Consider the following 14,161-nt stretch of genomic DNA (forward strand, 5'->3'; position numbering starts at 1 on the left):
TCCGGGACGCGCCGCGTCAGGACGCGGGGACCGGCTCGCCGTCGGTCCGCGGCGCGGGCACCCCGTCCGGCACCGGCCGGAGCAGCGCCCCGGCGGCCTCGGCCGGCAGCGGGCGGTGCAGGAGGAAGCCCTGCGCGTGGTCGCAGGCCTGCTGCCGCAGCCGCTGCAGCTGCAGCGGCTCCTCCACGCCCTCGGCGACGACGCTGAGGCCGAAGGTGTGCGCGGCGCGGATGATCAGGGCCACGAGCTCCCGCTGACCCGGGTCGGGCGAGGTCACGAAGCTGCGGTCGATCTTGAGCGTGTCCACCGGCATGTGCCGCAGCTGCCCGATCGAGGTGTAGCCGGTCCCGAAGTCGTCGATGGCGATGGCCACGCCCATGTCCCGCAGCCGGGACAGGTGGGTCATGGCGACCGGGTCGTCGACCAGGACGGTCTCGGTGACCTCCAGGACGAGCAGGTGCGGGGGCAGCCCCGACGCGGCCAGCGCGTCGGCGACGGCGGTGACCAGGCGGGGGTCGGTCAGGTGCCGGCCGGAGACGTTGACCGCCATCGTCGGCTCGGGCTCGCCCGGCACCGGCGGGACCTCGGCGCGCCAGGCGGCCAGCTGCCGGGTGGCCTCGCCGAGCACCCACCGGTCCAGGTCGCAGACCAGGCTCGACATCTCGGCCACCGGGATGAACTCGTCCGGCGGGACGAAGACCCCGTCGCGCTGCCAGCGGACGAGCGCCTCGTAGCCGTGCAGCCGCTGGTCGGCGACGTCGACGACCGGCTGGTAGTGCAGCCGCATCTCGCCGTTGCCGAGCGCGGCGGTGATCGCCGCCTCGGTCTCGGCGCGCAGGGCCAGAGCGCTGCGGAGCGCCTCGTCGAAGACCTCCGCGCGGCCGCGGCCGTGCTGCTTGGCGCGGTAGGCGGCGGTGTCGGCCTCGGCGAACAGGACATCGGCGTCGGCGCCGCCGTCGCGGCTCACCGCGATGCCGATGCTCGCGCCCACCCGCACCGTGGCGCCCCCGACCACGATCGGCTCGCTGACGCCGGCGATCAGCCGCTCGGCGAGCTCCTGCAGGTCGCGCTCGGTCTCGACCGGCTCGACGAGGACGACGAACTCGTCCCCGCCCAGGCGGCAGACGACGTCGCCGGCGCGCACCAGCGAGCGCATCCGGGCGGCGACCTTGCGCAGCACCGTGTCACCGGCGGCGTGGCCGTGGGCGTCGTTGACCGCCTTGAAGCCGTCGAGGTCGACGAAGAGCAGTCCGGTCATCTCGCTGGACCGGCGGGCGCGGTGCAGGGCCGAGGTGACCAGGGTCAGCGCCTGCGCCCGGTTGGGCAGCTCGGTGAGCGGGTCGTGGGTGGCGCGGTGGGCCAGGGCGAACTGCAGCTCCTCGCGCTGGCGCACCGACGAGACGATCTGCTGGATGGAGGCGTGCACGACCTCGCCGAGCGGGCCGGGCAGTGGCTGGTCGAGCAGCGCGTCGTCGAGGTCGCCGCGGGCCACGGCCTGTGCCTGGTCCTGGATGCGGCGCAGCCCGGCGACGGCCTCCCCGAGGGCGGCCGAGACGGTGCGCACCTCGCGCGGGCCGTCGACCTCGACCTCGACCAGCTCGCCCTGGCTGATCTGGGTGGCCTGGCCGGCCAGCACGCCGAGCTTGCGCGACACGGTGCGGCCCATCCACACCGCGCCCACCACGGACAGCAGCAGCAGGCCCACGCCGACCTGGAGCGTGGTCCGCAGGTCCGCGGCGGCCTCCTCGCGGTCGCCCGCGGCCAGCGTCACGGCGGTGTCGACCGCGGTGTCGACCAGCCCCGCGAGCTGCATGTCGCGGTCCCCGCTGCTGAACAGCAGGTCGGTCATGCGGGTGGTGTCGGTGACGAACTCGTCGGGAGCGTCCGACGGGGTGAGCAGGGTGTCCAACTCGGTCATGAGGTCGGACTGGCGGACCTCCTGCCACGCGGTCCGCAGGGAGCCCGAGGACAGCTCGTCCATCTGCCGCTTGGCGTCGGTGTAGGACAGCCAGCCGGTCTCCCACGCCAGGCGGGAGCCGATGAGGGCGTCGTCGGGGGCGAACAGCGAGCCGAGGTACAGCGGCATCTGCCGGCCGGCGTCCTGGGCGAGCTGGGCGACGGTCTGGACGTCCTGGACGGCGCGCACGGTGCGCGCCGGCACGCCCTCGGAGACGGCGGCCGCGGCCGCGGCGCGCTCGGCGGTCATGACCTCGTTCGAGATGTCGAGGTAGCCGAGGTAGATCTGCTCCAGCCGCACGTCGCCGGCGTCGCTGCGCGCCCGCAGCCAGGCCAGCGCCTCGTCCACCCGGCCGACGACCGCGGACCCGAGGGAGCCCTCGGGCACCGCGGCCAGGGCCTGGTCGGTGAGCGTCCGGCGCTCGGCGAGGGCCTGCTCGGCGGTGCTGCGCACGGTGCCCAGCAGCCACGGCTGCACGCCGAGCTGCTGGGCGGCCGCCGGGTCGTCGATGACGGTCAGCGCCAGCGCCGGGAGGATCTCCTGCTCCGTGGCTGCCCGCAGCGCGTCGAGGCCGGCCACCGCCCGGACCCCCTGATCGGCGCGCGCCGCGCTGTCCACCTCGGCGGAGCGGGCGCCCGCGATCAGGGTGGTCAGCACACCGACACCGATGAGCGGCACCGTCACCAGCGCGGTGAGGTAGCACCACAGGGCGATCCCGCGGCGGCGGGCCCGGGTCGTCGTCGACTCTGCCATGCACCGGGAGTCGGCACGATCGCGGACGGGCTCGATCCGCGATGCCCCCGCTACCCCCCGACCGGGTGGGTCCGGATCGCGGTGACCAGGGAGCAGCCCTCCTCGCCGAACGGGTCCACGACGAACCCGAACTGCGCGAGCAGGTCGGCGAGCAGCGCGTTCATGGTCCGCTGCACCGACGTGTCCAGCGCGGCGCCGCGCACCTGCTGCAGGCTCATCCGGTCGTGCTGGCGCCAGCTCACCAGGACCCCGCCGTACGAGGTCTCCGGCGTCAGGCACACCCCGCCGGCCGCCGCGGCCTCCGGGTCGGCGCCCGAGCAGTCGTGCAGCGTCAGGCCGGACTCGACCAGCGCGGCGGCGACCTCCACGACCAGCGTGGTGAGCGCGTCCTCGTCGGTGAGCAGTTCGTCCCAGTCCTCGGACAGCCGGTCGAGCTGCGTGCCGAGACCGGCCAGCCACGCCCGGTCCTGCGGCGAGGGCCGACGGGAGACCGAGCCGTCCTCGGTCAGCACGCCGTGGACGGTGCGGACCGCGCCGTCGAGGTCGCACGACACGGCCGCCCAGTCGGCCTCCACCCGGTCGGCGAACGGCCCGGCCAGGGCCTCCGGCCGGTCCCCGGTCCCGTCGACCAGCCACCACGCCGTCGGCGCCCCGGCGCCGGGGAGGCGCCGCCCCGCGGGGTGGGTGGCCAGCCCGACGGCGGTGCGCGCCGGGGTCGCCGTCGCGACGGCGCCCTCCGCGGCCTCGGGGCCGGCGGCCGGGCTGGCCGGCACCGGGACGTCGGCGCAGGCGGGGGCGGCGTCGCGGACCTCGACCGCGGCCGGCGTCGGCGCGCCGGCCGGCTGCGGCCGGCGCGCGGCGTTGCGCTCGAACTCGTAGCGGGCCGTCGAGCTGCGGCCGAGGACGACGACCAGCACGGCCACCGCGAGGAAGCCCGCGACGACGACGGCCGGCCAGAGCAGGAGGGCGGCCATCACCAGGCGCACCAGGACCGCTGCGGACCGGAGCCCCAGTTTGCCGCCCGTCGCACCCAGCCGCGCACGACCGCCACCGGGTCGACGGGCTCGCGGGCGGCCGCGGCCGCGGCCGCCTCGTCCTCCTCCGCGGTGTCGAGGAGCAGGCGGTCGAGGTCGAGACCGAGCAGGTCGACCAGGTCGGCGATGCCGAGTCCGTCCCCGGCGGCCTCCGGGGCTGCGGCCCGGGCCGGTGTGGACGGGATCGGCCGGCGGGGAGCCGGCAGGGTGGGGGCGCTCACGGGTTCCTCCAGGACGTCGTCCCGGCGGGGGAAGTGCCGGGGACACGCAGAGCATCGGGCCGGCACACCCCGCGGAGGCCCCCGTGGCGGCGCCCCGGGCGGCGGCGTCACGCGATCGTTGTGTCCGCCCTGGTCAGGGGCGTGTGACCCGGTCCACCGGGCACCGTCTTGTCGACTCGCGGTGCACTCCCCCGCGTGGAGCGCGCCCGCTGCCGCACGGTCGTCCCGGACGGCGGCGTGTCGGCGGTCCCGGCCCCGCGTCGTGTCCGGTACGGCGCGCCGGCCCGGTCGTACGCGGTCCGCTCGCCGGTCGCGCGGCCGCGGTCGGACCGGCCGGGGCGCAGCACCGTCCCGTCGAGGCGGGACCCTCCCGGTACCCGCCGGCGACGCGGCCGCGGGGCCGCAGCGACCCGTCGCGGTGCCCCTCCTCGTGCCGTCCCCCGGTGGACCCGGCCTGCGGCACGTCCGCCTCCGTCCCCGGGGTCGGGTCGGCGCCGAGCCGGTCACGGGGTCCGACGTCCGGAGGAGTCCTGCGGGAACGACACCGGGACGCCGTCGGTGTCGACGGCGTCCCGGGAGACGTGTGGGGCGTGGAGCCCTGCGGGGTGGTCCTACTCGGCGTAGCGGACGACGTGGCCGCCGGCCTCCTCGCCGAGGGGCGTGACGTCCAGGCCGCGCAGCCAGAGCACGTCGGCCACGGCGCGGTTCATGACGGCCTGCACGGAGATGTCGGCGACCAGGCCGTGGACCTGCTCGACGCTCATCCGGTCGTGCTGGCGCCAGCCCACGACGACGCCGTCGAGGCCGGGCTCGGCCGTCACGCAGGCGCCCCCGAGCGCGGCGCCGTCGCCGGCGGCGTCCCACAGGGGCAGGCCGGCCTCGGTCAGCGCGGCGGTGACCTCGACGACGAGGGTGGCCAAGGGGTCCTCGTCGGTCAGCCCGGCGTCCCAGTCCGCGGGCAGCCGGTCGAGCTGGTCGCCGAGGTGGCCGAGCCAGGCCAGCTCCTGCGGCGAGGGACGGCGGTGCAGGCTGCCGTCGGGCCGGCGGACGCCGTGGACCGGCCGCACCTCCTCGGTGTGCACGACGGCCGCCCAGGCGGCCTCCGACCGGTCGGCGAACGGCCCGTCGACGAGCCGGTCGCGGCCCTGCCCGTCGTCGACGACGAGCCACCAGCCCAGGCATGCCTGGTTGCCGACCCTGATCTCACTGCTGCTGCGGAGTGCCACTGGTCCCACCGTCTCGTCCCGTCCATGGGGCCGTCGCCGGGGAAGTGCGACGGCGCCCGCGCCCGCCGGGTGAGGGCGGTGCGGGTGGAGGAAAGGTATGGCCGCGCGCCGCGCCGGACGCCGCCGTGGATCGCTCGCGGGACACGGCGTGTTCGGATCGTTGCGAAGCCCACCGACCGGGTCGGTGACCTGCTCCTCCAACCGCCCACATGTCGACCGTTCCGCGCTTCCGCGGGCGTGTGGATCTGCCGAAACCGCACGATGACGCCGGTTCGGCTCAACCCCACCGGCGCGTCCGCGGCGGACAGCCCGGGTCGTCCGCCCTACCTCGGCCGTGCCGGGACGGGATCCGCACCCGGGCGGGATGCGGGATCATCTCCCGGGACGATCGGAGGAGGCCCGTGACCGAGAGTGCACCGGTGGTCGTCGACGCCCCGGCGGCGAGCCGCTTCGAGGTCCTCGTGGACGGCCGGGTGGCCGGGTTCGCGGAGTACCGGCGGACGTCGTCGTCGGTGTCGTTCACGCACACCGTCGTCGACCCGGGGTTCGAGGGACGCGGCCTGGGCTCCGTGCTCGCGCGGGGTGCCCTGGACGCCACCCGGGAGGCGGGGCTGGCCGTCCTGCCGTTCTGCCCGTTCATCCGCGGCTACGTCGAGCGGCACCCCGCGTACCTCGACCTCGTCCCCGCGCGGCGCCGGGCGCAGTTCGGACTCGCCCCGGCCGCCGACCAGCCGACCCCCGACCCGAGGGAAGTCCCGAGATGACCGAGACCCGAGACACCGAGACCCGAGACACCGAGACCCGAGACACCGCGGCCCTGGAGGCCGAGCGCGCCCGCATCCGCGCCGCGCACCTCAAGCCGGCCGGCGAGCGCCCGCCCTCGACCGCCCGCGGTCTGCACCACACCGCGCTGATCAGCAGCGACGTCGAGCGGACCGTCCGCTTCTTCCAGGACCTGCTCGGTTTCCCGCTGACCGAGCTCATCGAGAACCGCGACTACCCCGGCTCCTCGCACTTCTTCTTCGACATCGGCAACGGCAACCTGCTGGCGTACTTCGACTTCCCCGGCCTGGACGTCGGCCCCTACGCCGAGGTGCTGGGCGGCCTGCACCACATGGCCATCAGCGTCGAGCCCGGGCGCTGGCACGAGCTGGTGCAGCGGCTCACCGACGCCGGGGTGGAGCACGTGGTGCACAGCGGCGTCTCGGTCTACTTCCGCGACCCCGACGGCGCCCGCATCGAGCTGATCGCCGACCCGCTCGGAGAGATGTACGGCTCCACCGTGCTCTGACCCTCGGGGGCGGTCAGTCGTCGCCGCCGCGCCCGTTGCCGTTCCCGTTCCCGCCGTTGCCGTTGCCATTGCCGTTGCCGTTGCCGTTGCCCTGGTTGCCCTCGTCGCCGTTCCCGCCGCCGTCGTCGTCCCCGCCGTCGTCCCCGCCCGGGTCGTCGTCGGCCGGGGGCGCGACCGCATAGGTGACGGTCACCGTCCGTCCCGGGAGGACGGCCCCCTCGGGGGCGACCGCGGTCACCTGGTCCGCGGGGACCTCGCCCGTGACGACCGGCTGCGGCTGCACCAGCAGGCCCAGCCCGGTCAGCGCAGCCTGGACGTCGGCGAGCGGGCGCCCGACCAGGTCGGCCGCCACGACGTCGACCGGCACCGGCCCGGTCGGCGTCGGGGCCGGCGACGACGTGGGGACCGGGGTCGGGGCCGTGGTCGCGGCCGAGGACGGTGCCGGGCTCGACGTCGTCGTCGGGGACGCCGTGGTGCCCTCCGGGTCCCCGCTCGTCAGCGCCAGCACCACGCCGACCACGGCGAGGGCGAGCGGGGCGAGGAGCCCGGCGAGGACGGCTCCGCGACGGGTCCGCCCGGGAGCTCCGGGAGCGGGGGTGTCCGGTGCCGGCACCGGCGCGGGCGCGGGCAGGACGGCGGTGTGCGCCGGCGCGGCCGCGGGGAGGACGACGGTGTCGTGCCGGGCGCCCGGAGCGGCCGACGGGTGCCGGAGGACCCCGTCGACGGCGTCGCGGAGCGCAGCGCCGTCGGGGTACCGGACCCCCGGGTCCTTGACCATGGCCCGCTCCACGAGCGCGCGGACGTCGGCCGGCACGTCCGGCGGCAGCGGCGGCGGCTCGTCCTGGATCTGCATGAGGGCCACCTGGACCGAGCTCTCGCCGTCGAAGGGCCGCCGCCCGGAGAGGCACTCGTAGGCGACGACACCCAAGGCGTAGACGTCGCTGGCCGGGGACGCCTTGGCGCCCTTCGCCTGCTCGGGGGAGAGGTAGTGGGCGGTGCCGATCACCTGGCCGGTCCCGGTCAGCGGGACGCTCGAGGCGGACCAGGCGATCCCGAAGTCGGTGATCTTGACGATGCCGTCCGGGGCGACCAGCACGTTGCCGGGCTTGACGTCGCGGTGGACCACGCCGGCGGCGTGCGCGGCGGCGAGCGCGGACGCGGTCTGGCGCAGCAGGTCGAGCGTGGTCGGCACGTCGAGCCGGCCGACGCGGGCCAGCAGGTCAGACAGCGACTCCCCGGCCACGAGCTCCATGACGAGGTAGGCCAGCGGCTCGCCGCCGGGGCCGACGGTCTCGCCGTAGTCGTGGACGGCGGCGATGTGGGGGTCGTTGAGCAGCGCCGCGTGCCGCGCCTCCGCGCGGAAGCGCTGCAGGAAGGAGGGGTCACCGGTGTACTCGCTGCGCAGGACCTTCACCGCGACGGTGCGCTCCAGCAGCGTGTCGGTCGCCCGCCACACCCGGCCCATGCCGCCGCTGGCGATTACCGACTCCAGCCGGTAGCGGCCGCCCAGGAGCTCGCTCGTCGGGTCCACCGGTCCCCCTTCCGCGGCCTCCGGCGGCCGGCTCCGTGGCCGTCCGCGTCCGGTACCAGGAAACCAAGCGCCCGCCACCGCGCGACGGAGGGGCACGACCGGATCAGGCGACGGCGGGGTCGGGATGGGGGTCGGGGAAGGACCGGTCGCCGAACAGGACGCGGCGGGCGGCGGCCCGGCCGGGCGGGGTGCGCAGCAGCGCGAACGCCGCCGTCGCCATGGCGGGCGTGCGCACCTGGGCCAGTCCGCCGCGCAGCAGCAGCCGCCCGCGGAACTGCCGGCGCAGCGCGGCGCCGTCGTGGTGCCGCAGCCCCTCGGGGCGGGAGGTCCGCAGGGCGTCGTCGAGGACGTCGGCGGCGTGCCGCGACAGCCGCAGGCAGGGGTCGAGGCCGCCGGCGGTCAGGGGCGAGACGGCGCCCGCCGCGTCCCCGACGAGGAGCCCGTCGGGGCAGCTGATCCGCCGCAGCAGGCCGCCCACCGGGATCGGGCCGCCGCGCCGCTCGACCTCCCCGGAGCGGGCGGCGCCGCGCAGCCCCGGCGCCGAGGCGGCGAACCGGCGCAGTGCCGCGCGCATCCCGTCGGGGTAGCGGGAGGCGTACCCGGCCACGCCGACGTGGGCGTGCCGCCCGTCGTCGACCACCCAGGCCAGGTAGCCGGGGGCGAGCGAGGGGTCCAGGACGCAGTGGAACGTCGGAGGCCCCTCCCCCGGGCCGACGGCGGATACCTCCTCCGCGCCGACCAGCAGGGCGGTGTTGCGGTCGAGCCCGAGGTCGCGGGCGACGGCCGAGCGCGCGCCGTCGGCGCCGACGACGAACCGCGCCCGCACCCGCGTCGCGCCGTCCGGGCCGGTGAGCAGCGAGGCGCCGCCCGCCCGGCCGGCGTAGCGCGTGCCGAGCGCGAGCCGCACGCCGGCGTCGGCCGCCTCGCGGGCCGCGGCCAGGTACAGCGGCCCCATGTCGCCCACCCGGTACTCGTCCCGGTCGCTGTCCAGGGTCACCGGGCGGCGCAGGCCGGGCGGGTAGAGGACCACCCGGCGGATCGGCGGCCCGAGGCACTCCGGCGGCAGCGCGAAGTCGTCGAGGGTCTTGCGGACGAAGATCCCCGTGGTGCGGATGGCGCCGTCCAGGCGCCGGCGCCGGTCGGCCAGCAGCACGTCGTGGCCGCGCCGGGCGAGCAACGTCGCGGTGTGCAGGCCGGCCAGCCCGGCGCCCACCACCAGGACGTCGGCGCTCGCGGTGCGGCTCACCGGCGGGAGGGCTGCGGCGCGTCGACGTCGTCCTCGACGTACTCGAGCAGGTCGCCGGGCTGGCAGCCGAGCACCCGGCACATGGCCTCCAGCGTGCTGAAGCGGACCGCCTTCGCGCGGCCGTTCTTGAGCACCGCCACGTTGGCCGGCGTGAGGCCGACCCGCTCGGCGAACTCGCCGACGCTCATCTTGCGGCGGGCCAGCTCGACGTCGATGCGCACGACGATCGGCATCAGATGACCGCTTCCATGTCGGTGCGCAGCGTCGTGGCCTGCCGCAGCAGCGCCCGCATGACCACCATGAGCAGCCCCGCCACGGCGCCGACCAGCAGCAGCACGAGCAGCAGTCCGGGGAGCACCGGGTCGTCGCTGACCTCGTCGATGACGAAGTAGTAGGAGCAGACGAAGGCGCCCAGGAGCACCACCCACCCGACCGCCATCGCCGACACGATGGCGTTGACCCACGGCAGGGAGCTCGCGCTGAAGATCCGGTCGGTGGTGACCAGGGTGAGCAGCTGCCAGGTGCAGACGATGACCGCCTGCACGCAGCCCAGCGCCAGCACCAGGACCGCGTGCATGACCCACTGCACGACCAGCTGCTCCGTCGACGGCTCGGCGATGTCGGGGACCAGGCCGGGCACGGCCCAGACCTCGGCGGCGGTCAACGCCGCGAACACCACCACGAGCAGGACCCGGAGGGGCAGCACCACACGGTGCACACGTGACATGCAACGACTCTCGCGCGGCATCTATCGAGAGTCAATCGACAGTTGTCGACGTACGAGACGCCGTCGGTCTGTCAGGACGGGTCGGGAGGCGCCGGCGCCCGTTCGCCGCTCCCGACCCCGAGGTCTTGCCCGTCCACCCGGCGGACTCGCTTGCCACGACCGTGACTCCGTCGGCCGACGGAACGCGCCACGCCCCTGGTACCGGCCGGGCACCGGCCACGACGCCGCTCCGGTTGGCGTCCGTGCCGGGTGGGCACCCCAGGGGCGGACGACGCCGACCGGAACGAGGACATGCAACCCGACAGCTGGCCGCGACGGTCCCGTCCCGCGACGACGGGGCCCCCTTACGAAGCCGAGATCACCGACGCGAGGCAGCTGCGGACGATCCGGTCCCGGCTGCGGTCCTGGCTGCCCGCCAACGCGCCGGAGGCGGACGAGGACCTCCTCGACGGACTGCTGCTCGCGGTGGACGAGCTGGCCGCCAACGGCCTCCGGCACGGCGGCGGGCCGGTCCGCGTGCACGCCGCCCGGACCGCCGAGGGTGTGCTGATCGACGTCAGCGACGCCGACCCCGAGCGAGGGCCGGAGCCCGCCGTGGGCCGGGATCCCGCCCTCGGCGGCATGGGCCTGCACCTGGTCGCGCACCTCACCACCGCGCGCGGGTGGGAGGTGCTCGACGGCCGCAAGCACGTCTGGGCCTGCCTCCCGGCCCGGTGAGCGTGCCCGCCCGTCCCTGACCAGGTCCGCGCCACCGGCCGGCGGGAGGTCCGCGGGCGGCGCCGCACCGTCCTGGGATCATGGTCCGGCGTGACCTCCTCCGGCTCCCCCAGCAGCGACCCGCTCCGGGCGCTGTTGCGGGACATCCTGCCGCGGTCCTGGCCGCCACGGCGGTCGGCGCCTACCGCCACGCCCGCCGGGAGGAGCACGACCTCCCCGACGTCGCGGCCGTGGTGAACGACGTCGCGAGCCAGCTCTCCGACAGCCGCTTCCCCACCGCGGCCATCGCCCGCCTGCACCTGGACACCGGGCAGCTGCGCTGGGTCGACGCCGGCCACCCCGACCCGGTCATCGTCCGCGACGGCGCGCTCCTGCACCCCGGCCGCTGCAAGCCGCATCCGCCGCTCGGACTGCAGGTGCGCAAGCCCGAGGTCTGCGAGACGCAGCTGCACGAGGGGGACCGGGTGGTCTTCCACACCGACGGCATCGTCGAGGCCCGGTCGCCCGAGGGGGAGTTCTTCGGCGAGGAGCGCCTGGTCCACGTCATCCACCGGGCCACCGCTGCGGGCGACCCGGCCCCGGAGACCGTGCGCCGGCTCATGCGCCAGGTCCTGGCCCACCAGGCCGACCACCTCCAGGACGACGCCGGCATCGTCGTGCTCGAGTGGCGCACCGGCGGCGAGCGGCGCCCGCAGATCTGACCGGCCCGCCCCCGACGTCGCCGGTCCGCGCCGAGCCGGTCGTCCCGTGTCGTGGGCCCGTCCCGTTCAGTCGGGCTGGGGGATGACGTCCGGGCTGTCGGCGACGTCGTCCGGGATGCGGTTGGGCCCGGCCTCCACGGGCCGGGGCCTGTCCTGGCGGTGCAGGCGGACCGCGACGAGAGCGACGTCGTCGTCGGATCCGCCCTGCAGCATCCGGGCCAGGAGCTCGTCGCACAGCTCGTCGAGGTCACGGCCGGCGAGCTCCTCGAGGGACCGGTGCAGACGGTCGAGGCCGTCGTCGAGGTGTTGGTCACGTCGTTCGATGAGCCCGTCGGTGTACAGGACCAGCGTCGCGTCCCGGTCGAGGGTGACCGCGAACTCGCTTCGCCGCGCGGTGTCGTCGACGCCCAGGAGCAGCTCCGGCCGGATGCCGTTCAGGGGCAGCACCGTGCCGTCCGGGTTGATGACCATCGGCGGCGGATGGCCGGCGTTGGACCAGTGCACCTCGGTGACGCCGCGGGCGGCCTCGTCCTCGGTCTGCTGCAGCCGGACGACCACCGCGGTGGCGGTGGTGTCCACCTGCAGCGTGGTCATCGCCTCGTCGACGCGGCGCAGGATCTCCGCGGGACCGGCGCCCGTGGTCACCGCGATGGCCCGCAGCATCGACCGGATCTGCCCCATCGCCGCGGCGGCCTCGGTGTTGTGCCCCAGCACGTCGCCGACGGTGACGATCATGCTGCCGCTGGGCTGCAGGAAGGCGTCGTGCCAGTCGCCGCCGACCTGTGCGGTCTCCGCCGCCGGCGTGTAGCGGACGACGACCTGCACGTGGTCGGGCTGCGCGGGCGCGGTCAGCAGCGACCGCTGCAGTCCCTCGGCCAGCTGGCGCTGCTGGCGGTACAGCCGCGCGTTGTCCAGCGCCAGGCCCGCACGGGCGGCGATGTCCGCGACCGTGGCCAGGGCCTCGGCGGAGATCGCCCCCCGGGCCGGGCCGTTGAAGAGGCTGAGGAGACCCACCGTGCGCCCGCGCCCGCGCAGCGGGACCACGGCGAACGAGGACGGCGACAACCGCTCGAGCAGCTCGTGCGCCGGGCCCGGGACGAGGACCTCACGGATGCGGGCGGTGGCCTCCTCCTCGATGACGACGGGCCGGCCGGTGCCCAGCGCCCGGGCGACGAAGGACGTGTCCGTGAGCGCGGGGATGCGCTCGCGGGCGTAGGCCTCGACCACCGGGAGCAGGCCGGGGTCGGTGTGCCACCAGCCGACGTCCCGCAGACCCCGCCGGAAGCCGTGGTGCGGCTCGTCCCCCACGAGGGTCACCAGGCACCAGTCGGCGAGCTCGGGGACCGCCAGGCGCGCCAGGCGGGCGACCGCGTCCTCCGCGTCGAGGGTGCCGGTCAGCTCGGCGGTGACCTGGCCGAGCAGCTCGCTGCGCCGCTGCAGCCGCACCCGCTCGGTGATGTCGAGGAAGTACAGGGCGATCCCGTGTGGCCCGGGGACCGCCCGGACCTCCACCCACACGTCCAGCGGTGCGGGGTAGTGGGCGTCGAAGACGACCGGCTGACCGGTGGCGGCGGCGCGGCGGTAGTTGTCCTCGAACGCCGTGCCCACGGTGGCCGGGAAGGCCTCCCACAGGCTGCGGCCCAGCAGCCGGGACCGGCCGTGGCCGGCGATGCGCTCCGCCTCGGCGTTGACGTGGGTCATCACCCAGTCGGTGTCCATCGCGATGAACGCCACGGCCAGCCCCTCCAGGAGCTCCGCCGTCCGCTGCATCGGCTCGCGCTGCGCCGTGGTGTCGTGTGCGACGCCGACCAGCCGCGGCGCACCGCCGTCCTCGACGACCCGGCCGCGGGCGGCGACCCAGCGGTGCCTGCCGTCGGCGAGGACGATGCGGTACTCGGCCTCGTACGAGCCGGCCGTCGCGAGAGCGTGTCCGACACGGGCGGCGACGTCACCGACGTCGTCGGGGTGGACGTGGGCGTACACGTCCTCGGACCGTCCGCTGAACGAGTCCCGGTCGAGATCGGACAGCTCGAGCAGCCGGTCGTCGAGGACCAGGGCGCCCGTCGCCGGGTCCAGGTCGAACGTCCCCACTCCCCCGGCCACGGCCGCCAGCTCCCAGCGCGCCCGGTCCGCTCGGCGGTCCGCGCTCAGCGCCGCCAGCTCCAGCTCCGCGACGACTGCCCGGGCGAGCTCCTCGAGCACCGCCACGTCGGACGGCGACCAGGTGCGCGGCACGGGATCGAAGACGCACAGCGCCCCGAACGGCAGGCCGTCGTCCCCCGCGAGGGGCACGCCCAGGTAGGCCCCGACCGCACCCGAGGTGACCGGTGGCAGACCCCGGACCCTGTCGTCGCAGGCGGCGTCCGTCACCACCAGTGGCCCGCCGAGGTCGGCGGTGACCGTGCAGAGGGAGTCCGCGAGCGGCCCCTCGCTGCCCACCGCGGACGGCGCCAGCCCGGCTCCCCCGGCGATGGTCTGCACGTCGGACAGCAGCGACACCTGCGATGCCGACGCCCCCATCAGGCGAGCCGCCAGCCCGGTGATCCGGTCGAGCGCGGAGCCGTTCCCCGACCCCGACGGGGTGCGGAGACCCCGTGCGAACCGCCGGCCCGCCGCGGCGGCGGACGACGAGGGACGGAGACCCACCCTCGGCGGGCCACCGGCACCGGTCGCATCGCCCTCCAACCGGCACCTCCCCCTCATCGGCACGGTCCGGACCGGCCGACGCCGCCTCCACCCGGGCGACGGACGACGACA

Annotated in this window: 13 protein-coding genes; 4 read left to right on the plus strand and 9 right to left on the minus strand. The window is 76.1% G+C overall.

Features of this window, described 5'->3' with window-relative positions:
• Positions 1 to 16 precede the first annotated feature (16 nt).
• The 4 genes from BM414_RS08860 to BM414_RS08875 form a co-directional block, all read right to left on the minus strand.
• Positions 17 to 2,710 (minus strand): putative bifunctional diguanylate cyclase/phosphodiesterase, encoded by a 2,694-nt coding sequence (locus tag BM414_RS08860; protein WP_093579098.1) that lies wholly within the window; start codon positions 2,708 to 2,710, stop codon positions 17 to 19.
• A 50-nt stretch (positions 2,711 to 2,760) separates the two neighbouring features.
• Positions 2,761 to 3,684 (minus strand): hypothetical protein, encoded by a 924-nt coding sequence (locus tag BM414_RS08865; RefSeq protein ID WP_093579338.1) that lies wholly within the window; start codon positions 3,682 to 3,684, stop codon positions 2,761 to 2,763.
• Positions 3,684 to 3,965, minus strand: coding sequence for a hypothetical protein (locus BM414_RS08870; RefSeq protein WP_093579099.1), 282 nt, complete (start codon positions 3,963 to 3,965; stop codon positions 3,684 to 3,686). The genes BM414_RS08865 and BM414_RS08870 overlap by 1 nt, the downstream gene beginning before the upstream one ends.
• Positions 3,966 to 4,576: 611 nt before the next feature.
• Positions 4,577 to 5,191: a hypothetical protein gene (locus tag BM414_RS08875; protein ID WP_093579100.1), complete on the minus strand. Its 615-nt coding sequence runs from the start codon at positions 5,189 to 5,191 to the stop codon at positions 4,577 to 4,579.
• A 401-nt stretch (positions 5,192 to 5,592) separates the two neighbouring features.
• Between BM414_RS08875 and BM414_RS08880 the strand changes: the two genes are divergently transcribed.
• On the plus strand, positions 5,593 to 5,955 hold the full coding sequence (locus BM414_RS08880; RefSeq protein WP_245784594.1) for a GNAT family N-acetyltransferase: 363 nt from the start codon (positions 5,593 to 5,595) through the stop codon (positions 5,953 to 5,955).
• Positions 5,952 to 6,482 (plus strand): VOC family protein, encoded by a 531-nt coding sequence (locus tag BM414_RS08885; protein WP_093579102.1) that lies wholly within the window; start codon positions 5,952 to 5,954, stop codon positions 6,480 to 6,482. Before BM414_RS08880 ends, BM414_RS08885 begins: the two co-directional genes overlap by 4 nt.
• Positions 6,483 to 6,495: 13 nt before the next feature.
• Here BM414_RS08885 and BM414_RS08890 read toward each other — a convergent pair whose 3' ends face one another.
• From BM414_RS08890 to BM414_RS08905, 4 genes are all read right to left on the minus strand, one after another.
• The gene (locus BM414_RS08890; RefSeq protein ID WP_139245758.1) at positions 6,496 to 8,013 is read right to left on the minus strand and encodes a protein kinase domain-containing protein; all 1,518 of its coding nucleotides are present in this window, start codon (positions 8,011 to 8,013) and stop codon (positions 6,496 to 6,498) included.
• Between the two features lie 103 nt (positions 8,014 to 8,116).
• Positions 8,117 to 9,259: an FAD-dependent oxidoreductase gene (locus BM414_RS08895; RefSeq protein WP_093579103.1), complete on the minus strand. Its 1,143-nt coding sequence runs from the start codon at positions 9,257 to 9,259 to the stop codon at positions 8,117 to 8,119.
• Positions 9,256 to 9,492 (minus strand): helix-turn-helix domain-containing protein, encoded by a 237-nt coding sequence (locus BM414_RS08900; RefSeq protein WP_093579104.1) that lies wholly within the window; start codon positions 9,490 to 9,492, stop codon positions 9,256 to 9,258. Before BM414_RS08900 ends, BM414_RS08895 begins: the two co-directional genes overlap by 4 nt.
• Positions 9,492 to 9,986: a DUF2975 domain-containing protein gene (locus BM414_RS08905; RefSeq protein ID WP_093579105.1), complete on the minus strand. Its 495-nt coding sequence runs from the start codon at positions 9,984 to 9,986 to the stop codon at positions 9,492 to 9,494. Before BM414_RS08905 ends, BM414_RS08900 begins: the two co-directional genes overlap by 1 nt.
• A gap of 291 nt (positions 9,987 to 10,277) precedes the next feature.
• Here BM414_RS08905 and BM414_RS08910 point away from each other — a divergent pair, with 291 nt between their 5' ends.
• The gene (locus tag BM414_RS08910; protein ID WP_139245759.1) at positions 10,278 to 10,703 is read left to right on the plus strand and encodes an ATP-binding protein; all 426 of its coding nucleotides are present in this window, start codon (positions 10,278 to 10,280) and stop codon (positions 10,701 to 10,703) included.
• An 80-nt stretch (positions 10,704 to 10,783) separates the two neighbouring features.
• Positions 10,784 to 11,404: a PP2C family protein-serine/threonine phosphatase gene (locus BM414_RS08915; protein WP_093579107.1), complete on the plus strand. Its 621-nt coding sequence runs from the start codon at positions 10,784 to 10,786 to the stop codon at positions 11,402 to 11,404.
• Positions 11,405 to 11,470: 66 nt separating this feature from the next.
• On the opposite strand, the gene BM414_RS08920 is transcribed toward BM414_RS08915, so the two are convergent.
• Positions 11,471 to 14,107, minus strand: a complete 2,637-nt coding sequence (locus BM414_RS08920; protein WP_093579108.1) for a SpoIIE family protein phosphatase — start codon at positions 14,105 to 14,107, stop codon at positions 11,471 to 11,473.
• Positions 14,108 to 14,161 lie beyond the last annotated feature (54 nt).

Origin of the sequence: Geodermatophilus amargosae (assembly GCF_900116515.1) — a bacterium.
GTDB lineage: Bacteria > Actinomycetota > Actinomycetes > Mycobacteriales > Geodermatophilaceae > Geodermatophilus > Geodermatophilus amargosae.